Origin of the sequence: Collinsella sp. AM42-18AC (genome assembly GCF_003467965.1) — a bacterium.
Taxonomy (GTDB): Bacteria; Actinomycetota; Coriobacteriia; order Coriobacteriales; family Coriobacteriaceae; genus Collinsella.
Window position 1 is genome coordinate 93,823 of the sequence record NZ_QSFY01000002.1, and the last position, 19,028, is coordinate 112,850.

At 60.6% G+C, this 19,028-nt stretch carries 26 protein-coding genes; 25 read left to right on the forward strand and 1 reads right to left on the reverse strand.

Annotated elements, in window-relative coordinates:
* Positions 1-130: 130 nt before the first annotated feature.
* The 4 genes from DW913_RS02060 to hydA all read left to right on the forward strand — a co-directional run bounded on the left by DW913_RS02060 (position 131) and on the right by hydA (position 5,064).
* A complete protein-coding gene (locus DW913_RS02060) occupies positions 131-1,516 on the forward strand; it encodes a YgeY family selenium metabolism-linked hydrolase (RefSeq protein WP_117797443.1) in 1,386 nt (461 codons plus the stop codon).
* Positions 1,517-1,717: 201 nt separating this feature from the next.
* Positions 1,718-2,920 carry a knotted carbamoyltransferase YgeW gene (gene ygeW / locus DW913_RS02065; RefSeq protein WP_055252229.1) on the forward strand — a complete coding sequence of 401 codons (1,203 nt, stop codon included), beginning with the start codon at positions 1,718-1,720 and terminating at the stop codon, positions 2,918-2,920.
* A gap of 152 nt (positions 2,921-3,072) precedes the next feature.
* Positions 3,073-3,687 carry a nucleotidyltransferase family protein gene (locus DW913_RS02070; protein WP_158549265.1) on the forward strand — a complete coding sequence of 205 codons (615 nt, stop codon included), beginning with the start codon at positions 3,073-3,075 and terminating at the stop codon, positions 3,685-3,687.
* Positions 3,688-3,696: 9 nt separating this feature from the next.
* Positions 3,697-5,064 (forward strand): dihydropyrimidinase, encoded by a 1,368-nt coding sequence (gene hydA / locus DW913_RS02075; RefSeq protein WP_117639631.1) that lies wholly within the window; start codon positions 3,697-3,699, stop codon positions 5,062-5,064.
* Positions 5,065-5,183: 119 nt separating this feature from the next.
* Here the strand turns inward: hydA and yqeC are convergent, their stop codons facing one another.
* A complete protein-coding gene (gene yqeC / locus DW913_RS02080) occupies positions 5,184-5,918 on the reverse strand; it encodes a selenium cofactor biosynthesis protein YqeC (RefSeq protein ID WP_117639634.1) in 735 nt (244 codons plus the stop codon).
* A gap of 102 nt (positions 5,919-6,020) precedes the next feature.
* Here yqeC and yqeB point away from each other — a divergent pair, with 102 nt between their 5' ends.
* The 21 genes from yqeB to truA all read left to right on the forward strand — a co-directional run bounded on the left by yqeB (position 6,021) and on the right by truA (position 18,832).
* Positions 6,021-6,815: a selenium-dependent molybdenum cofactor biosynthesis protein YqeB gene (gene yqeB, locus DW913_RS02085; protein WP_117639636.1), complete on the forward strand. Its 795-nt coding sequence runs from the start codon at positions 6,021-6,023 to the stop codon at positions 6,813-6,815.
* Positions 6,816-6,824: 9 nt separating this feature from the next.
* A complete protein-coding gene (locus DW913_RS02090) occupies positions 6,825-7,868 on the forward strand; it encodes an XdhC family protein (RefSeq protein WP_117639638.1) in 1,044 nt (347 codons plus the stop codon).
* A 322-nt stretch (positions 7,869-8,190) separates the two neighbouring features.
* Complete coding sequence (gene rplE, locus DW913_RS02095) at positions 8,191-8,748, forward strand: 50S ribosomal protein L5 (protein WP_006235260.1); 558 nt, start codon at positions 8,191-8,193, stop codon at positions 8,746-8,748.
* 79 nt (positions 8,749-8,827) lie between these two features.
* Entirely contained in the window at positions 8,828-9,013 is a 186-nt protein-coding gene (locus DW913_RS02100; RefSeq protein WP_022094280.1) for a type Z 30S ribosomal protein S14, read from the forward strand.
* Positions 9,014-9,132: 119 nt separating this feature from the next.
* Complete coding sequence (gene rpsH, locus DW913_RS02105) at positions 9,133-9,531, forward strand: 30S ribosomal protein S8 (protein ID WP_006235262.1); 399 nt, start codon at positions 9,133-9,135, stop codon at positions 9,529-9,531.
* A 33-nt stretch (positions 9,532-9,564) separates the two neighbouring features.
* Positions 9,565-10,101, forward strand: coding sequence for a 50S ribosomal protein L6 (gene rplF / locus DW913_RS02110; protein ID WP_117564182.1), 537 nt, complete (start codon positions 9,565-9,567; stop codon positions 10,099-10,101).
* A gap of 75 nt (positions 10,102-10,176) precedes the next feature.
* On the forward strand, positions 10,177-10,545 hold the full coding sequence (gene rplR, locus DW913_RS02115; RefSeq protein ID WP_006235264.1) for a 50S ribosomal protein L18: 369 nt from the start codon (positions 10,177-10,179) through the stop codon (positions 10,543-10,545).
* A gap of 14 nt (positions 10,546-10,559) precedes the next feature.
* Positions 10,560-11,084, forward strand: coding sequence for a 30S ribosomal protein S5 (gene rpsE / locus DW913_RS02120; RefSeq protein ID WP_055252236.1), 525 nt, complete (start codon positions 10,560-10,562; stop codon positions 11,082-11,084).
* 2 nt (positions 11,085-11,086) lie between these two features.
* Positions 11,087-11,269, forward strand: coding sequence for a 50S ribosomal protein L30 (rpmD, locus tag DW913_RS02125; RefSeq protein WP_006235266.1), 183 nt, complete (start codon positions 11,087-11,089; stop codon positions 11,267-11,269).
* Positions 11,270-11,272: 3 nt separating this feature from the next.
* Positions 11,273-11,722, forward strand: coding sequence for a 50S ribosomal protein L15 (rplO, locus tag DW913_RS02130; protein ID WP_006235267.1), 450 nt, complete (start codon positions 11,273-11,275; stop codon positions 11,720-11,722).
* A complete protein-coding gene (secY, locus tag DW913_RS02135) occupies positions 11,716-13,002 on the forward strand; it encodes a preprotein translocase subunit SecY (RefSeq protein WP_035137447.1) in 1,287 nt (428 codons plus the stop codon). Before rplO ends, secY begins: the two co-directional genes overlap by 7 nt.
* 18 nt (positions 13,003-13,020) lie before the next feature.
* Complete coding sequence (locus tag DW913_RS02140; protein ID WP_055252238.1) at positions 13,021-13,647, forward strand: adenylate kinase; 627 nt, start codon at positions 13,021-13,023, stop codon at positions 13,645-13,647.
* Positions 13,644-14,432 carry a type I methionyl aminopeptidase gene (gene map / locus DW913_RS02145; protein ID WP_117639640.1) on the forward strand — a complete coding sequence of 263 codons (789 nt, stop codon included), beginning with the start codon at positions 13,644-13,646 and terminating at the stop codon, positions 14,430-14,432. Before DW913_RS02140 ends, map begins: the two co-directional genes overlap by 4 nt.
* A 104-nt stretch (positions 14,433-14,536) precedes the next feature.
* Positions 14,537-14,755, forward strand: coding sequence for a translation initiation factor IF-1 (gene infA, locus DW913_RS02150; RefSeq protein ID WP_035137443.1), 219 nt, complete (start codon positions 14,537-14,539; stop codon positions 14,753-14,755).
* A gap of 150 nt (positions 14,756-14,905) precedes the next feature.
* The gene (rpmJ, locus tag DW913_RS02155; protein ID WP_006363204.1) at positions 14,906-15,019 is read left to right on the forward strand and encodes a 50S ribosomal protein L36; all 114 of its coding nucleotides are present in this window, start codon (positions 14,906-14,908) and stop codon (positions 15,017-15,019) included.
* A gap of 14 nt (positions 15,020-15,033) precedes the next feature.
* Complete coding sequence (rpsM, locus tag DW913_RS02160; RefSeq protein WP_022094275.1) at positions 15,034-15,408, forward strand: 30S ribosomal protein S13; 375 nt, start codon at positions 15,034-15,036, stop codon at positions 15,406-15,408.
* A gap of 14 nt (positions 15,409-15,422) precedes the next feature.
* Complete coding sequence (rpsK, locus tag DW913_RS02165; RefSeq protein WP_006235274.1) at positions 15,423-15,827, forward strand: 30S ribosomal protein S11; 405 nt, start codon at positions 15,423-15,425, stop codon at positions 15,825-15,827.
* Between the two features lie 19 nt (positions 15,828-15,846).
* A complete protein-coding gene (rpsD, locus tag DW913_RS02170) occupies positions 15,847-16,443 on the forward strand; it encodes a 30S ribosomal protein S4 (protein ID WP_006235275.1) in 597 nt (198 codons plus the stop codon).
* A 32-nt stretch (positions 16,444-16,475) separates the two neighbouring features.
* Entirely contained in the window at positions 16,476-17,417 is a 942-nt protein-coding gene (locus tag DW913_RS02175) for a DNA-directed RNA polymerase subunit alpha (RefSeq protein WP_006235276.1), read from the forward strand.
* 30 nt (positions 17,418-17,447) lie between these two features.
* Positions 17,448-17,915, forward strand: a complete 468-nt coding sequence (gene rplQ, locus DW913_RS02180) for a 50S ribosomal protein L17 (RefSeq protein WP_006235277.1) — start codon at positions 17,448-17,450, stop codon at positions 17,913-17,915.
* Between the two features lie 92 nt (positions 17,916-18,007).
* Entirely contained in the window at positions 18,008-18,832 is an 825-nt protein-coding gene (gene truA, locus DW913_RS02185; RefSeq protein ID WP_117629206.1) for a tRNA pseudouridine(38-40) synthase TruA, read from the forward strand.
* Positions 18,833-19,028 lie beyond the last annotated feature (196 nt).

The window sequence follows — 19,028 nt, forward strand, 5'->3', positions numbered from 1 at the left end:
CGGAGCAAAGTCCTCCGTCCGCCTCCTATGGTTACTTGCTTGTGGGGTGCTCGACCTCACGCTGCTTGGCACAAGTGATCTATCTGAAATATCTACCTGTAGGTAAACCCTTGTAGAAAGGTTGACTGTTATGACTAAAGAACTCGATTTTGATGCCATTAAGGCTGCTGCGGAGTCTCATCGTGCTGATATGACTCGCTTCCTGCGCGCCATGATCTCCCACCCCTCTGAGTCCTGCGAGGAGGGTGAGGTTGTTGCCTGCATCAAGGCCGAGATGGAGAGCCTTGGCTATGACGAGGTCAAGGTCGACGGCCTGGGCAACGTTATGGGCTTTATGGGCGAGGGCGACAAGATCATCGCCATCGACTCCCACATCGACACCGTCGGTATCGGCAACATCGAGAACTGGGACGCCGATCCCTATGAGGGCTACGAGACCGACGAGATCATCTACGGCCGCGGCGGCTCCGACCAGGAGGGCGGCATGGCTTCCGCTACCTACGCTGCCAAGATGATGAAGGACATGGGCCTCATCCCCGAGGGCTACAAGATCATGGTCGTCGGCACCGTCCAGGAAGAGGACTGCGACGGCATGTGCTGGCAGTACATCTACAACAAGGACGGCATTAAGCCCGAGTTCGTCATTTCCACCGAGCCCACCGACGGCGGCATCTATCGCGGTCACCGCGGCCGCATGGAGATCCGCGTCGACGTTCACGGCACCTCCTGCCACGGCTCCGCTCCCGACCGCGGCGACAACGCCATTTACAAGATGGCCGACATCATCGCCGACGTCCGCGCCCTCAACAACAACGGCTGCGACGAGTCGACCGACATCAAGGGCCTCGTCAAGATGCTCGACCCCAAGTACAACCCCGAGCACTTCGAGGACGCCCGCTTCCTGGGCCGCGGCACCTGCACCGTCAGCCAGATCTTCTACACCAGCCCCAGCCGTTGCGCCGTGGCTGATTCCTGCGCCATCTCCATCGACCGTCGCATGACCGCCGGTGAGACCTGGGAGTCCTGCCTGGACGAGATCCGTAACCTGCCGGCCGCCAAGAAGTACGGCGACGACGTGAAGGTCTCCATGTACATGTATGACCGTCCGTCCTGGACCGGCGAGGTCTACGAGACCGAGGCTTACTTCCCCACGTGGATCAACAAGGAGACTGCTCCGCACGTCAAGGCCCTCGTCGACGCCCACAAGGCCATGTTCGGTGACAAGCGCATCGGCTGCGAGCCCAGCATGGACAAGCGCACCGGTCGCCCGCTGTGCGACAAGTGGACCTTCTCCACGAACTGCGTTTCCATCCAGGGCCGCTATGGCATCCCCTGCGTCGGCTTCGGCCCGGGTGCCGAGTCTCAGGCTCACGCTCCCAACGAGGTCACCTACAAGGACGACCTGGTCACCGCTGCTGCCATGTACGTGGCTGCCCTGAACCTCTACGATCCGAGCAAGGCCGATGGCGACGCCACCGTGTTCCGCGCCGGTCTGACCAACAACAAGATCGACTAGTCCCATTCCTTGATCTTGTTGAGCCGGGGGCCGCTCGTATCCCCGGCACCCCCTGTTGACTTGGGGCCCGCGGTCGTTTTCTCCCATGCTTCCTCAACGGTGGCGGGTCCTCGTCATGGTGCTCTGCATGTTCTAGCCACACGCGCATGCCGGGGCACATCTACTCATTGCGATCGTTTCACCTTTAGAAAGGACATTTACATGGACGCTAAGTTTACCGAGCTCGTCGAGCAGCTGAACGGCCTCGATTTTAAGGGCATGTACGGCAGCGACTTCCTGCACACCTGGGACAAGACCACCGATGAGCTCAAGGCGCTCTACATCGTCGCCGACGCCCTGCGCGAGCTGCGCGAGAACAACGTTTCGTCCAAGATCTTCGATTCGGGTCTGGCCGTCTCGCTGTTCCGTGACAACTCCACCCGTACGCGCTTCTCCTTCTCTAAGGCAGCCAACCTGCTCGGCCTTGAGCTGCAGGACCTGGACGAGAAGAAGTCCCAGATCGCTCACGGCGAGACCGTCCGCGAGACCGCTACCATGATCTCCTTCATGGCCGACGTCATTGGCATCCGCGACGACATGTACATCGGCAAGGGCGACGCCTACATGGCCGAGGTCTCCGAGTCCGTGCAGCAGGCCTACGAGGACGGCGTTCTGGATCACCGTCCCACGCTCATCTCCCTGCAGTCCGACTCCGATCACCCCACGCAGTCCTCTGCCGACATGCTCTACCTCATCAACGAGTTTGGCGGCCTCGAGAACCTCAAGGGCAAGAAGGTTGCTGTCACCTGGGCCTACTCGCCCTCTTACGGCAAGCCGCTGTCCTGCCCGCAGTCGCTGATCAGCCTGCTGCCCCGCTTTGGCATGGACGTCACCCTGGCCCACCCCGAGGGCTACGACCTCATGCCCGAGGTCGTCGAGCGCGCTAAGGGCTACGCCGCCGAGTCCGGCACCACCTTTAAGCAGGTCAACACCATGGCCGAGGCCTTCGAGGGCGCCGACATCGTGATCCCCAAGAGCTGGGCTCCGTTTGCCGCCATGGAGAAGCGTACCAACCTGTACGCCGAGGGCGACGACGCCGGCATCGCTGCGCTCGAGAAGGAGCTGCTCGCTCAGAACGCTACGCATCAGGATTGGTGCTCCACGACCGAGCTCATGGAGAAGACTGCCAACGGCCAGGACACCATCTTTATGCACCCGCTGCCCGCCGACATCTCCGGTGTCTCTTGCGAGCACGGCGAGGTCAACGCCGACGTCTTCGACATGCACCGTGTGGGCATGTACAAGGAGGCCAGCTACAAGCCGTACGCTATCGCAGCCATGATGTTCCTGCAGAAGGTTGCCGATCCCGCCGCTACCCTCAAGGCCCTCGACGAGCGCAACACCGCCCGTTGGTTCCAGGCCTAAAGCCGGGTTGAGGTAAGCCATGTAAAAGGGGCACTCTGCCAACCGGCGGGGTGCCCCCTTTTTTGCATCGTGGGCGTGCGGGATAAGCGCTTTCGATGCAGATGCCCCACGGCGCGAGTTATGGGTACGATGGTTTCAGGGGAGGTATCGCCATGAAACTTGGTTGCGTCATTATGGCCTCGGGCGAGGGCAAGCGGTTTGGCTCTAACAAGATGCTCGCCGATATCTATGGCGAGCCGCTGATTGCCCGGACCATCGATTCGGTCCCCGGGGGCTTTGATGTTGTGGTTTCGACGCGTTGGCCCGAGGTCGCTCAGATTTGCGAGGACAAGCATTGCCCGTGCGTGCTGCACGATGGCGAGTTGCGCAGCGAAAGCGTCCGTGCGGGCCTTTCGTGGGGAGTCGAACGCAACTGGAAAGGTTGCCTCTTTTTGCCGGGCGACCAGCCGCTCGTGAGTTTGGATTCTTTTGAGGCTATGGTTCGTGCATTTGACGAGCGTGGCCGCAAGCATCCGGTGCGTCTTGCGTGCAACGGTGAGCCTTCGAGCCCGGTGCTCTTCCCAAGGCGACTGTTCCCTTCGCTCGTGCTTCTCGAGGGCAAGGACGGTGGTGGGTCGATTATCAAGGGCCGCACCGACGTTGCGTTAGTCGAGGCGCGTGCCTACGAGCTGTGGGACGTCGATACCGCCAAGGGACAGCGACGCATAACGGAGCATATCGCCGCCTGCTCGTATTTTGATCGCGTGGCCAACTGCATCAATCAATAAGGAGCAATTATGATCATCATCAAAAACGGCGCGCTCGTGACGCCCCAGGGGCTTCGCCGCGCCGATCTTGCCATGGAGGGCGACAAGATTGTGCGGATCGCCGCAGCGATTGAGCCGGCCGAGGGCGATACCGTCCAGGACGCCACCGCCTGTTGGGTGTTCCCCGGCTTTGTCGATGGCCACACGCACATGCAGTGCTGGACTGGCATGGATTGGACGGCCGATAGCTTTGAGACCGGCACACGTGCGGCTGCCTGCGGCGGTACGACGACCATCGTGGACTACGCGACGGCTGATCGCGGCGTGACCATGCCCGATGTCCTTGCCGAGTGGCATCATCGCGCCGACGGAACCTGCACGGCCAACTACGCTTTTCATATGGCACTCGCCGAGTGGAATGAGCGCAACCGCGCCGATCTTTCGGCCATGCGCGAGGCGGGCGTATCGTCGTTTAAGACCTACTTTGCCTACGACCACCTGCGCTTGGACGATGCCGAGACGCTCGAGGTGCTGGAGGAGCTCAAACGCGTGGGCGGCATGCTCTGCGTGCATTGCGAGAACGGCACGTTGGTGAATGAGCTGCAGAAGCGCGTGTACGAGCAGGGGATTCATGGGCCCGAGGGGCATGCGCTCAGCCGTCCGGACGTGTGTGAGGCCGAGGCCGTGAGCCGCCTGCTGTATCTGGCGCACCTAGCCGGCGACGCACCGGTCAACGTGGTGCATCTTTCGACCAAGCTGGGGCTCGAGGCCATTCGCGCTGCCAAGGCGCGCGGGCAGAAGAACATCTATGTCGAGACCTGCCCTCAGTATCTGATGCTCGACGATACGTGCTACTTGGAGCAGGGCGAGGACGGCTTTGCGGGCGCCAAGTATGTGATGAGCCCGCCGCTGCGCCATGCCGGTGACCGTGCCGCGCTGCGCGAGGCGCTTGTGGCCGGCGAGATCGATACCATCGCCACCGACCACTGCAGCTTTAACCTGCATGGGCAAAAGGACCGCGGGCGCGACGACTTCCGCGCGATTCCCAACGGCGGGCCCGGTGTGGAGCATCGCCCCGTCGCGATCGCTACGAGCTTTGAGGGACAGCTGGGCCCCGAGGATCTGTGCCGCTTGATGAGCGAGAACCCGGCGCGCGTCTTTGGCATGTATCCGCGCAAGGGCTGTCTTGCTGAGGGCTCCGATGCCGACGTGTGCGTGTGGGATCCCAAGGTGCGCTGGACGATCAGTGCCGCGACGCAGCATCAGGCCGTGGACTACACGCCGCTCGAGGGCTTTGAGGCACATGGCCGCGCCAAGGCCGTGTTTGTGAATGGCGTGCTGGCGGCGCGCGACGGCGAGCCCACCGGAGCCCAGCCCGGTCGCTACGTTCCCCGCTAACGGGGGGGGGTGCCGGACCCTCTCCGCAGTTGCGGTGAAATAGTTCCTGTTTAGCCGCCAAATAGGCCGTTTCAGGAACTATTCCACCGCAACTTATAGGCCTGCTGGGGCAGCGCCGGCTACTTGAGGCTGGTGGCGACGATGGGGCGGCCGAGGACAGCCTCGAAGCGATCTGCCATCGTTGGGTCGGCAAGCGTATCGACTTGGTTGAGCATGACGCGTGCGGTGCTGAGTTTCAGCACCTGCATCTCGGCATTGAGCACCTGGGCGACGCGCTCGGGCGTGGCGATGTCGGTGAGCTCGCAGCCGCAACGCTCGCAAAAGAGCTCGGGGCGGTGGACGGCTTCGTTGATGGGCTTGCCGAGCCCCGAGGCGCCGACGAGCCAGATAACGTTGACCGTCCCGGCGGGAACGACCGGCTCCCACGGGGCGTGCGCCTTGAGCGGGAGCCGCTTGCTGCCGTCCGCCTCGGCCAGGACGTAGTCAAAGCGCTGCGCCAGCTGGTCGAGCGGCTCGGCAGGGGAGGAGAGCTTGCCCGTCTCCGGGTCCAAAACACCCGCCTGGCAGATACTTCCGCGGCTCATGCCCGCGCATGCCTCGCAGGTGCAACCGGGGACATGCGAGGCGCCCGGCTTCCAAGGCACGGCGTCCAGGCGACGGCTCGACCCGTCCCACGGCACGCCGGCGACGGGGAACATATGCGTGGTGGTGCAGAGGAGCGCGCGGCCGCCAGCGCGCATAAGCTCAAGGCCGAGCGTCTTTAGCAAGGTCGACTTGCCACCGCTGCCGATAATCGCGGTAATGCCCGGCTTGATCCTGAGCGCCGAGGCAAGATTGCCGCTAACCGTTTCCATCTGTTCACCGCCGTATAATACTGTGATAATAAATAATCATCAGAGTAGCGGTCGAACCGCTTTTGCTCTGCTCAAACCGTAGCACAGGGAGGTGCCCCGGGAATGCTCGTTTATGTTCGCGGCGCCGGCGATATCGCCACGGGTGTCGCTGCCCGTTTGGTGCGCGCCGGCGTGTCGGTCGTTATGGCCGATATCGCGGTTCCCACGTGCATCCGTCGCACAATCAGTTTTTGCGAGGCCATTCGCTTGGGCGAGGTCCAGGTCGAGGGTATTTGCGCCCGCTTGGCGCAGACGCCGGCAGAGGTGCTTGCAATTACCGAGGCCGGAGACGTCGCCGTCGTGGTAGACCCCCAGGCCAAGATGCTCGACGAACTGAAGCCCGCGGCCGTGGTGGACGCGATTCTGGCCAAGCGCAACTTGGGCACCACGCGCGATATGGCGCCTGTCGTTATTGCCGTGGGACCGGGCTTCACCGCGCCGGTTGACTGCGACGCCGTGGTCGAGACCATGCGCGGGCATTTTCTCGGCCGTGTCATTACCCAAGGTTCGCCCCAGCCCAACACGGGCGTGCCGGGCATTATCGCCGGCTATGGCAAGGAACGTGTTATCCACAGCCCCGCCGCCGGCGTGTTTCGGTCCGACCGCGCAATCGGCGACATCGTGAGCGCCGGAGACGTGATTGGCTACGCGGGCGATACGCCCATGTGCACGCAGATCGATGGCTGTCTGCGCGGGCTTTTGGCGAACGGCGTGCAGGTGACTGAGGGCTTTAAATGCGCCGATGTCGACCCGCGCGGCGATGCCAGCTATATCAACTACATTTCGGACAAAGCGACGTCGGTCGGCGGCGGCGTGCTCGAGGCACTCGCTATGCTCACCGATGTCTTTAGAGGATAGAAGGCGGCAATGGAAAAGCTCGATGTGGTGAATGCGGCGCTTGCCGCCCTGCGTGCTGGCGAGACGTGCGAGCTGGTGGTCGTGGCCGGTACGGCGGGGTCGTCCCCGCGCGGTGTGGGCGCCTGGATGGCCGTCTTTGCCGATGGCAGCCAGGCGGGCACTATCGGCGGCGGCAAGATTGAGCTCTTTGCGCTGGATGAGGCGCGCGAGCTCCTGAGCGCGGGACGGTCGCGTCTGGTCCGCTACACCATGGGCGGCGAGAACTCCGATACCGGCATGATCTGCGGCGGAGCCATCTGCCTGTGCTACCTGCATTTGGATGCGACTCAGGCACCGTTGTTCCAGTCGGTTGCCGACGTCTTGGCCTATCGGCGCATCGGCGACTTCGTCATCGACTTTGAGCCGTTTATCGCGAGCGCGCTCGAGGGCGATGTGGTTGAGTACCATGGCGAGACATCGCGCCATACCATTGCCGGCTGCCCCGAGCTTTCGCTGGTGGAGGAGGGGAGTAAGGTCACCTACACCAACGCCGCCTCCGAGATTCCCCCGGCGCACATCGAGACGCTCTGCCCCGAGGGCCTGACCTATATCTTTGGCTGCGGCCACGTGGGTGCTGCGACGGCGCGGGTGCTCACGGCGGCGGGCTTTGCCGTTGTGGCTTGCGACGACCGCCCCGGCACACTGACCCCCGAATGGGTGCCCGGTGTCTACGACCGTCGTCTGGTCGACTACAAGAGCCTGAGCAAGCAGTGCCCCATCGGCCCGCGTGACCTAGTGGTCGTCGCCACGGCGGGTCACAAGTCCGATATCGACGTGGTGATTCAGGCCATGCGCGCCAAGCCAGCCTATCTGGGCTGCTTGGGTTCGCGCCGTAAGACGGCCTTTGTGCGCGCCCGCCTGGAGCAGGAGGGCTTTACGCAGGACCAGATCGACGGGCTGCACCTGCCGATCGGCGTTGCCATCGAGGCCGAGGATCCCGAGGAGATTGCCATCTCCATCGCTGCCGAGATGATCCACCTGCGCCGCACCAAGCTCGTCCCCCGCAAGCGCTAGTCGCATCCCCATCAATAAGATGCGGCGAAATACGGACTGTTTAAGCCGGTTAAGCCGTCAAACAGTCCCTATTTCACCGCAACTGCCATTTTGATCCCCTAGGGATCAATATGTGCGGGGGAGTTGTGGAGTTGTGCAGGCAGACGAGGTTTTTCTGGAAATACGCTCCCGATGCGCGTATAGTACCGATTGTTTTGTCGGCTCCTGCTGCGTCGAGTCCAAACCGCGTAAATGCCATGAGCGGCGCGGATGCAGCCAGGAGGCACGAGGACAACCCATCGTGGCCACGCCCCGTGCTTAAAACCCCAAGAAGGAGTGAACAATGGCAGAAGAGAAGTATGTGCCGCGTCTGAAGACCAAGTACAACAACGAGGTCAAGCAGCAGCTTCAGGACAAGTTCCAGTACGAGAACGTCATGATGATCCCCAAGTTTGAGAAGATCGTCGTGAACATGGGTGTCGGCGAGGCCGCTACCGATTCCAAGGCCATCGACGGTGCCGTGCGCGACCTGCGCGCCATCACCGGCCAGCAGCCGATGATCACCCGTGCCCGCAAGTCCATCGCTACCTTCCGCCTGCGCGCTGGTATGCCGATCGGCTGCAAGGTTACCCTGCGTGGCGACCGTATGTGGGAGTTCTTCGATCGTCTGACCTCCGTCGCGATCCCCCGTATCCGCGACTTCCGCGGCATCTCCGCCAAGAGCTTCGACGGCCGTGGTAACTTCTCCATGGGCGTCACCGAGCAGCTCATCTTCCCCGAGATCGACTTCGACTCCGTCGATCACCAGCGTGGTATGGACATCACTTTCGTGACCACCGCCAACACCGATGAGGAGGCCAAGGCCCTTCTGGACGCCTTCGGTTTCCCGTTCAAGAAATAGGTTCACCTGCCCTATGAGCGCCGTTCCCAGAAGGGGGCGGCGCTTGGGGCGAACAATACTCTATGTGAGGAGGATATAAGTGGCTAAGACATCGATGATCGTCAAGTGCAATCGCAAGCAGAAGTTCTCTACTCGTGAGTACACGCGCTGCCAGCGCTGCGGCCGTCCGCACTCTGTGTACCGCAAGTTCGGCCTGTGCCGTGTCTGCTTCCGCGAGCTTGCACTCAAGGGCGAGCTTCCCGGCGTTAAGAAGGCCAGCTGGTAAGTCACTACCAGCGTTTCAAGCATCAGTTTGGAACAGGGAAAACGCGCTAAAAAGGCTTTGCCGTTAAGGGCGGCGAAGAACCAAGAGCACGTGTTCATCAAGAACGAAGGAGAATCTGTATGAACCTTACAGACCCGATCGCAGATATGCTTACGCGCATCCGTAACGCTAACTCTGTGAACAAGGCCACGGTCTCCATGCCGAGCAGCAAGAAGCTCGTCGAGATCGCTCGTGTTCTGCACGAGGAGGGCTACATCGAGGGCTACGATGTCGAGGACACCGTTCCCCAGAAGACTCTGCACATCACGCTTAAGTATGGTCCCAAGAAGGCTAAGGTCATCAACGGCATCCGCCGCATTTCCAAGCCGGGCCTGCGTAAGTACACCGGCGTTGCCGACATGCCCCGCGTCCGCGGTGGCCTTGGTACCGCCATTATTTCCACCAGCCATGGCGTCATGACCGACCGCGATGCTCGCAAGCACAACGTCGGCGGCGAGATCATCGCTTACGTCTGGTAATTCGCTCGGTAGGTAGAAGGAAAGGAGATCACCGTGTCTCGTATCGGTAATAAGCCTGTCCAGATTCCCGCCGGAGTCGAAGTGGCAGTCAACGGCAACAACGTTGTCGTCAAGGGCCCCAAGGGCCAGCTCGAGCTCGATGTCTTTGAGAAGCTCGCTATCAACATCGAGGACAACGTCCTCACCGTTTCCCGTCCCGACGACGAGCGTGAGACCCGTGCCCGCCACGGCCTCACCCGCGCCCTCATCCACAACATGGTTGTTGGCGTTTCCGAGGGCTTCGAGAAGAAGCTCGAGCTCGCCGGCGTCGGTTACCGCGTGCAGCAGAAGGGCAAGAACCTCGAGTTCTCCCTGGGCTTCTCGCACCCCGTGATCGTCGAGGCTCCCGAGGGCATCACCTTCGAGGTTCCCGACAACACCCACGTGAACGTCAAGGGTATCAACAAGCAGCAGGTCGGTCAGATCGCCGCTGAGATCCGCGGCCATCGTCCTCCCGAGCCTTACAAGGGCAAGGGTATCCACTACGTTGGCGAGCACATCCGCCGCAAGCTGGGTAAGGCCGCCAAGTAGTCGTAACCGACTCACTCGCATAAGACCAGCACCCCGTCAGGTGCTGGCAAGATCAACCTTTTTAGGAGTTTACGTATGAACAAGCATAAGGCGAAGCTGGAAGGCCTCAAGCGTCGTCAGCGTCGTGTTCGCGGCAAGGTCTCGGGTACCTCCGAGCGTCCGCGTCTTCGCGTGACCCGTACTAACGCCAACATCTATGCCCAGATCATCGACGACAGCAAGGGCTCCAGCCTGACGCTCGTCTCTGCCTCGACCCTCGAGGCCGAGTTCAAGGGCACCCACACCTCGAACAAGGAGGCTGCGGAGAAGGTCGGTCAGCTCGTTGGCAAGCGCGCCATCGAGGCCGGCATCACCAAGGTCGCCTTCGATCGCGGTGGCCGTATCTACCATGGCCGCGTCAAGGCCCTCGCCGACGGTGCTCGTGCCGCCGGTCTCGAGTTCTAGGAGGTATGTAGCACATGGCTCGTAATCAGAAGCAGCAGCGCGAGGCCTCCGAGTTCGAGGAGCGCGTCGTTTACATCAACCGCGTGTCGAAGACCGTCAAGGGTGGTCGTCGCATGAGCCTCGTCGCTCTCGTCGTCGTTGGCGACGGCAAGGGCAACGTCGGCGTTGGCATGGGCAAGTCCGCTGAGGTGCCCCTGGCCATCTCCAAGGCGTCTCTCGATGCCAAGAAGAACATGTTCCACGTGCCGGTGACCGAGCAGGGCACCATCCCGCACGAGGTTCTCGGCCACTTTGGTGCCGGCCGCATCATCATCAAGCCCGCTGTCGAGGGTACCGGCGTTATCGCCGGCGGCGCTGTGCGTCCCCTCTTCGAGCTTGCTGGCATCAAGAATGTCCTGTCCAAGTCCCTCGGTACCGACAACGGCCTCAACATCATCAAGGCTGCCGTCGAGGGCCTCAAGGAGCTCTCCAGCCCTGAGGACGTCGCGGCTCGCCGTGGCCTGACGGTCTCCGAGATGTTCGTCGGTAAGGAGAACTAAGCATGGCTGACACCATCAAGATCAAGCAGGTCCGCAGCACCAACGGTTGCAAGCAGGACCAGGTCCGTACTGTCCGTGCCCTCGGTCTCCACAGGATCCGCGAGGTTCGCGAGATTGCTGACAACGAGTCCGTCCGCGGCATGATCTTCAAGGTCAAGCACCTTGTCGAGATTGTAGAGGAGTAGCAAATGCAGCTTCACGATCTTACTCCCGCGCCCGGTTCCACCAAGAACCGCAAGCGCGTCGGCCGTGGCAATTCTTCGGGTCACGGCACCACTTCTGGCCGCGGCCAGAAGGGCCAGGGTTCCCGCTCTGGCGGCACCAAGGGTGCCGGCTTCGAGGGTGGCCAGACTCCGCTGGCTATGCGCCTGCCCAAGCTCCCGGGCTTCCGCAACCCCCGTCGTATCGAGTACACCGCTGTCAACGTCGAGCGTCTCGAGCGTAAGTTCGAGGACGGCGCTGTGATCGACGGTGCCGCTCTTAAGGCCGCTCGCATCACCAAGAGCGAGTTCGAGCCCGTCAAGGTGCTCGGCAATGGTGAGCTCACCAAGAAGTTCACGGTCAAGGTCGACAAGGTCAGCGCTTCTGCGCAGGCCAAGATCGAGGCCGCCGGCGGAAAGGTCGAGCTGCCGTGCTAAATGGTCTTAAGAATGCTTTCCGCATCAAAGAATTGCGCGAAAAGATTCTTTTTACCATAGCTATGCTCGTCGTGTACCGCATTGGTGCGCACGTTCCTGTGCCCGGCATTCCCTTCCAGGGGATGCTGGGCCTTTTCTCGACCGATAACAATTCGGTCGCCGCAGGTGCTATGGCCCTCCTGAATCTTTTCTCTGGCGGCGCGTTGAGCTATGTGTCGGTGTTTTCGCTGGGCATCATGCCTTACATCACCAGCTCGATCATCCTCCAGATGCTCCAGGCCGTTGTGCCTTCCCTGCATGAGCTTGCCCGCGAGGGCGAGGTCGGTCAGACCAAGATTACGCAGTATTCGCGTTACCTCACCTTGGCTCTGGCAATCCTCAACTCCGTGGGTTACCTCTTCCTCTTTAAGAGCTTCGGCATCAGCTTTAATGGCGCTGGCGCTCCCGAGATCATCTTCGACCTCATGATCGTCGGCACGCTCACTGCGGGCGCCATGCTGATCATGTGGATTGGTGAGCTCATCACCCAGCGCGGTATCGGCAATGGCATGTCCCTGATCATCTTTGCGAACATCATGGCCGGCCTGCCGCAGGCGATCTTCTCCAGCACCGAGGGTAATGCCGGTGGCATCATCACCATGGTGATCATCTGCGCCATCATCCTGCTGGTTATCCCGCTGATTGTTTTTCTTGAGCGCGGCCAGCGCCGCATCCCGGTCTCCTACGCTAAGCGCGTCGTGGGCCGTCGCATGATGGGTGGCCAGACCACCTACCTGCCCATCAAGGTCAATACCGCGGGTGTCGTGCCGATCATCTTCGCTTCGGCGCTGCTGTACTTCCCGGCTCAGATTGCCGTGTTCTTCCCCGGCATCGGCTGGATTCAGGCAGTTGCCTCTGCGCTTTCGACCGGTTGGCTCAACTGGGTGCTTAATGTTGTCCTCATCGTGTTCTTCGCGTACTTCTACACCTCCATGGTGTTCAACCCCGATGACACGGCCGACAACCTTAAGAAGCAGGGCGGCTTTATTCCGGGCGTCCGTCCGGGTAGGGCTACCGCGGCCTACATCAAGAACGCGCTCAACAAGATCACGCTTCCCAGCGCTGTCTTTTTGGCGCTCATCGCCATCGTGCCTTCGATCATCTTCTCCTTCACGGGTAACCATCTGATCCAGGCATTTGGCGGCACGTCCATCCTCATCATGGTCGGCGTCGTGCTCGACACGGTCGATAAGCTCGAAGGCCAGATCAAGATGTATGATTACGATGGATTCTTTAAATAGGCTAGAGGAGGATTGCTCATGAACCTCGTATTGCTCGGAGCTCCGGGTGCCGGTAAGGGCACCGTCGCACAGGAGCTCGTCGCCGAGTTTGGCGTCGCTCACATTTCCACGGGCGACCTGCTGCGTGCTGCCGTCAAGGGTGGCACCGAGCTTGGTATTCAGGCTAAGAAGTACATGGACGCTGGCGAGCTCGTTCCCGACCAGCTCGTGATCGACCTTGTCAAGGAGCGCCTTGCTGCCGATGACGCCCAGCAGGGCTTCATCCTCGACGGCTTCCCGCGCAACACCGCCCAGGCTGTGACGCTCGATTCCGAGCTCTCCGCCATGGGTCGCGAGATCGACTGCGCCCTTCTGGTCGACGTGGCCCCCGAGGTCATCATCGATCGTCTGTCTTCGCGTCGCACCTGCCGCGCCTGCGGTTACACCGGCACCGCTGCCGATGCTACCTGCCCCAAGTGCGCCGGCGAGATGTATCAGCGCGACGACGACAAGCCCGAGACCATCAAGAACCGTCTCGACGTCTACGAGAAGTCCACGAGCCCGCTCGTCGACTACTATCGTGGCCAGGGTCTGCTCAAGTCGGTCAACGGTGACCAGGCTCGCGAGACCGTGTACGGGGATGTCAAAGAGGCTCTCGGTCTATGATCAAGATTAAGTCTGCAACGCAAATCGAGCAGATGAAGAAGGCAGGAGCGCTATCTAAGATGGCGCTCCGCCACGTTGGAGCCATGGTGCGCCCTGGTGTTTCGACCTTTGAGCTCGATCAGCTCGCGGAGCAGATTATCCGTATGCATGGCGGCACCCCGGCCTTTAAGGGTTACGGCGGGTTCCCCGGTACCATTTGCGCATCGATTAACGATGCCGTGGTCCACGGTATTCCCAACCCCGACATGATCCTGCGCGATGGCGATATCATCTCCATCGATACGGGAGCCGTTGTCGACGGTTGGGTTGGCGATAACGCTTGGACGTTTTTCGTCGGCACCCCTACGCCCGAGGCCAAGGCCCTGTGCGAGGTCACGCGCGATTGCCTTAAGGCTGCCATCGAGCAGGCTATTCCCGGTAACCATATCGGGGACGTCGGTTATGCCGTTCAGTCTCTCGCCGAGTCTCACGGTTACGGCGTGCTTCGCGACTATGTGGGCCATGGCATTGGCCGTGTGATGCACGAGGACCCCAACGTTCCTAACTATGGAAAGAAGGGGAGAGGCGTTCGCCTCCAGGCCGGCATGGTCATTGCCATCGAGCCGATGGTTACGATGGGCTCCAACCATGTGAGCACGGGCTCCGACGGTTGGATCGTCACGACCAACGACCACCTGCCCGCCGCGCACTACGAGAACACCGTCGCCATTACCAATGACGGCCCGGTGATTCTCACCACGGATGCCCAGGGTGCTTGGTGTTCGCTCCAAGGCGGAGAAATGTAACAAGTTCCACTTAGTTGTGGAGCCATTACGAAGTTATTACGATGCGTGCATACGTGTTGTAGAATACTCAATCGCTGTCGTTTTCTAGAGAAAGATGATTGCTTGTGAAGAAGGAAGACGCAATTGAGCTCGAGGGTACGGTAAAGGAACCGTTGCCCAATGCCATGTTTAAGGTTGAGCTCGAGAACGGTCATTCGGTTCTGTGCAACATTTCTGGCAAGATCCGAATGAATTACATCCGTATTCTCCCCGGTGACAGGGTTGTCGTGGAGCTTTCCCCGTACGACCTGACCCGCGGCCGCATCACCTATCGCTACAAATAGCGGCACGCATACACGCACTCCATTTCCGACTGCAGGCTTAGCTCAACCTACGGTCGGATTGTGTGTGAAGACCAGCCATAGTTTTAAACGCCTGCGGCTGGGCGAGTAGATAGTAGGGAAGTAGTTTGAGCGCTACCGAAAGGAAGAACGATGAAGGTACGTCCTTCGGTCAAGAAGATGTGCGATAAGTGCAAAATCATTAGGCGCCATGGCAAGGTCCTCGTCATTTGCGAGAACCCCCGTCATAAGCAGCGTCAGGGTTAAGAGAGGAGACTACGTTGGCCCGTATTAATGGTGTCGACCTCCCGCGTGAGAAGCGCGTTGAGATCGGTCTGACCTACATTTACGGCATCGGCCGCACCACTGCGACGAAGATCTGCGTCGAGTGCAACGTTAACGTGGATACGCGCGTTAAGGATCTCACCGAGGATGAGGTTAACGCCATCCGTGATTATATCGATAAGAACCAGATCATGGTTGAGGGCGACCTCCGCCGTGAGCGCAACCAGAACGTCAAGCGCCTTATGGACATCGGCTGCAACCGCGGCCTTCGTCACCGCAAGGGCCTCCCGGTCCGCGGCCAGCGCACCCACACTAACGCTCGTACCCGCAAGGGCCCGAAGCGTCAGATCGGTGCTAAGAAGAAGAAATAAGGAGCGCTAGATAGATGGCTACTGCTAAGAAGAACGTTCGCGCTGCCCGTCTGAAGCGCGCGGACCGTAAGAACATTTCCGTGGGCCAGGCTCACATTCGTTCTACGTTCAACAACACGATCGTTTCGATCACCGATCCCCAGGGCAACGTCATTTCCTGGAAGTCGGCTGGCCAGGTGGGCTTCAAGGGCTCCCGTAAGTCCACGCCGTTCGCTGCCCAGATGGCTGCCGAGGCTGCTGCCAAGCAGGCCATGGAGCACGGTATGAAGAAGGTTTCCGTCTTCGTCAAGGGCCCCGGCTCCGGTCGTGAGACCGCCATTCGCTCCCTCCAGGCTGCTGGCCTCGAGGTCTCGAGCATCCAGGACAAGACCCCCATTCCGCACAACGGCTGCCGCCCCAAGAAGCGTCGCCGCGTGTAACTGAAAGGATCGTATCAATATGGCAATCGACAGGACTCCTGTTCTTAAGCGCTGCCGTCAGCTCGGGATCGATCCCGCTGAGCTCGGTTACAGCAGCAAGAAGGAATCTATCCGTCAGCCCAAGCGCCGTCGCAAGGAATCTGAGTACGGCATGCAGCTGCGCGAGAAGCAGAAGGTCAAGTTCATCTATGGCGTTCTGGAGAAGCAGTTCCACGGCTACTTCAACAAGGCCCGTAAGATGAACGGCGTCACCGGTGAGAACCTCATGATCATCCTTGAGTCTCGCCTTGACAACGTCGTCTTCCGTCTTGGCTTCGCCCGCACCCGCAAAGAGGCTCGTCAGTCCGTCCGTCACGGTCACTTCACCGTGAACGGCAAGCGCGTGGATATTCCGTCCTACCGCGTCAAGGCCGGCGACGTCGTCGCTGTCGGCGAGAAGTTCCGTGACCTCCTCCCCATCAAGGAGGCTCTGATTTCCTCCGAGCGCTTTGAGGTCCCTGGCTGGCTCGAGGTCGATATCGAGAAGCTGTCTGGTAACGTGCTCGCTCTGCCGACGCGTGAGCAGATCAGCGGTGATATCAACGAGCAGCTCATCGTCGAGCTCTACTCTAAGTAGTCCATCCGGGCTGCTGAGGCTGGAGGTAATACATGTCAGAATTCATTAGGCCTCAGGTTCAGGTCGAAGAGATCAACGAGACGTCTGCTCGTGTCTCCGTCGAGCCGCTCGAGCGTGGCTACGGCGATACGCTGGGTAACTCCCTTCGTCGCGTACTTCTGTCCTCGCTCGAGGGTGCCGCCGTCGAGGCTATTCAGATCGATGGTGCACAGCACGAGTTCATGACCATCCCTAACATGGTCGAGGATGTCACCGACATCGTCCTGAATGTCAAGGGTCTTGTCTTCAGGGCTCTCGGCACGACCGACGAGGCGACCGCCACCATTTCTGTTGACGGCCCCTGCGAGGTCACCGGTGCGGACTTCTTTATTCCGTCCGAGTTTGAGCTGGTCAACCCCGAGCAGCACATCGCTACGCTTACCGAGGGTGGCCATCTCACCATGAGCATGCGCATCGGCTATGGCCGCGGCTATGTCTCTGGCGAGGCTAACAAGCGCGACAACGATCCCATCGGTGTGATCCACGTCGACTCGCTGTACTCGCCGGTGTCCCGTTGCGCCAAGCTCGTTGAGGCTTGCCGTGTCGGTCAGCACACCGACTACGACCGCCTTGTCCTCGAGATCGAGACCAACGGCTCCATCGCTCCGCGCGACGCCGTGGTCCAGGCTGCCAATATCATCAACCAGCATATGGCTGCCTTTATGAACCTTGCCGAGACCCCCGAGGTCGAGGAGGAGGCTTCGATTTTCGCTCCCGAGGTCACCAACGACAACGCCGAGCTGGACAAGCAGATCGAGGATCTGGACCTTTCCGTCCGTTCCTACAACTGCCTTAAGCGCGCCAGCATTCACTCGGTCCGTCAGCTCGTTGAGTTCTCGGAGAACGATCTGCTTAACATCCGTAACTTCGGTGTTAAGTCGATCGAGGAAGTGAAGGACAAGCTTGAGTCCATGGGCCTGAGCCTGAAGGCTTAATGCTTCGCATATTTGAGGAGAAACTAGACCATGCGTCACAACGTTAAGAAGGGCCTGAAGCTCGGCACCGATGCGAGCCACACCAAGGCCATGAAGAAGAGCCTGGCCAAGGCCCTCTTCGAGAACGACCGCATCAAGACCACCGAGACCCGCGCTAAGGCGCTGCGTTCGGTCGTCGACCCGATCATCACCTGGGCCAAGAAGGGCGACCTGCACTCTCGTCGTCTGGCCATCGCCAAGCTCGGCGATAAGCAGCTCGTTGCCGAGATCTTCGACAAGGCTGCCCAGGGCATGTGGCAGGACCGCAACGGCGGTTACACCCGCATCATGAAGCTCGGCAACCGTAAGGGCGACAACGCTCCTATCGTTATCATGGAGCTCGTCACCGAGCCTTGCACGCCTAAGGCCAAGAAGGCTGCTCCGGCCCCCAAGAAGGCCGCTGCTCCCAAGAAGGTCGAGGCCGTCGAGGAGGCTCCTGCTGAGGAGACCGCTGAGTAGACAATCCGTCTGCATAGGCTATATTCGAGGGGTACGTTCGCGTACCCCTCTTTTTTTGTCGCGATACCGTTGATTGTTTGTTGGGAGCGCCCATGACCGCGCCGTCTGATTTCAATTCGATTCCTGAGCTCGATGCCACGCTTGTATTCTGTGTTGCCTATGATGGCTCGTCCTATAGCGGATTTGCCGAGCAGCCGGGCCAGACGACCGTTGCGGGCGAGTTGCGCCGCGCTATCGAGACGCTGCTGCGCCGCCCGATCGATCTGACGTGTGCGGGTCGTACCGATGCCGGCGTGCATGCGGTGGCCCAGTACATTAGCGTGCCCGTAACGGACGCTGAGCTTGCTCTGACGCGCCGTAGGTGGCTGAGGGCTATGGATGCCCTCCTGCCCAAAGATATCGCCATAAACGAGGTCTACAAGGCCCGTAGGGGCTTTTCTGCCCGCTTTGACGCGCGGTCCCGTACGTATACGTACCGTATTGCCGATCGCGATGCGCGCCCCGTGCTCTCGCGCGGTGCGGTGTGGTGGCATCGCTATCCCCTCGACGTCGATGCGATGGCGGCCGCCTGCCCTGCGCTTTTGGGCGAGCAGGACTTTAAGAGCTTTTGCAAGGTTGCCTCTGCTGTGGGCAAGCCCACGCACCGCTGCGTGATGCGTGCGGAGTTTGGCCACGAGGTCGCTTTTGGCGAGGATATCCTGACCTTCACTATCGAGGGCAATGCGTTTTTGCACTCGATGGTGCGTACCATTGTAGGAACGCTCGTGGAGATTGGCATGCATCGTCGCGATCCCCAGTGGATGCGCGAGGTTATTGACGCCCGTGACCGAACCGCTGCGGGTCCCACGGCGCCTGCCTGCGGCCTTACGTTTATGGGTGTGGATTACGGCCCCGACGAGCTTGTCGTTCTCGACTAGGGGAGTGCTCGGCGCGTCTGTGCCTTGCACATACTATGTGTGAGCTGCGCGTGTGCAACATCTGTTCTTGGCGTGCAACATGTTAGGCGGCTCTTTGCTTTTATAGCTCGGGTGTACCATGAACGACAGTTTGATTTGGTGCTATCGAGAGGATGGAAAACTTGGTTCGACGTTGTTCGCATCCGCGACTTTCGGT